Origin of the sequence: Acidovorax sp. ST3, assembly GCF_003231145.1 — a bacterium.
Taxonomy (GTDB): Bacteria; Pseudomonadota; Gammaproteobacteria; order Burkholderiales; family Burkholderiaceae_C; genus Acidovorax.
This window is the reverse complement of record NZ_QKVP01000148.1, coordinates 1-511: the sequence shown is the minus strand read 5'-3', so window position 1 is coordinate 511 and position 511 is coordinate 1. Positions and strand designations below refer to the sequence as shown.

The following is a 511-nucleotide window of genomic DNA, read 5'->3' as shown; positions in this document are numbered from 1 at the left end:
GACGAAGAACGTGCCAGGCTGGCGGGCAAAGACGGCCGAACGGCCCGAGACCGGGTCGAAGGTGACGTCATGGCCGCGATCGGGCAGATCGACGGCGTGCAGCATCTTGCCGGCTTCAGACAGCACAGCAGCACCGTAGCTGCCATCGCGTTTCATATAGGCAGTGGCAAAGACGGCATCCGCCTCCAGCGTCGCGGCCCAGGCTTTCGGCGCCAGCGCCGCCAGGAAGCCGGCCTCGAACGCCGCGCCGGCGTCGCAGCTCGGCCCGCGGAACGGCGTCAGGTTGACGATGCCCGCATCCGTCAGGCGCATGCGCGACACCCGGTCGGCGTAGATCTCGCGGGCCATCGCCTCGGACGGCTCGGTCTCGACCAGGAAGCCGTCGCCCGACAGCACGGGAACGAAGCCGGCGGTCTCGCAGAGGGCGCGCTTCTCCGCCGCCAGCGCCGCGGCGTCAGGAAAGCTCGCGTCCGGGCCGGCGAGATAGATCGAGGTGATGCGGCGCATGGCC

General features: G+C 70.3%; 1 protein-coding gene. It reads right to left on the bottom strand.

Features of this window, described 5'->3' with window-relative positions; translation table 11 throughout:
* The coding region (locus DNK89_RS24040) for a nucleoside 2-deoxyribosyltransferase (protein WP_203422630.1) at nt 1-511 on the bottom strand (511 nt) is incomplete at both ends.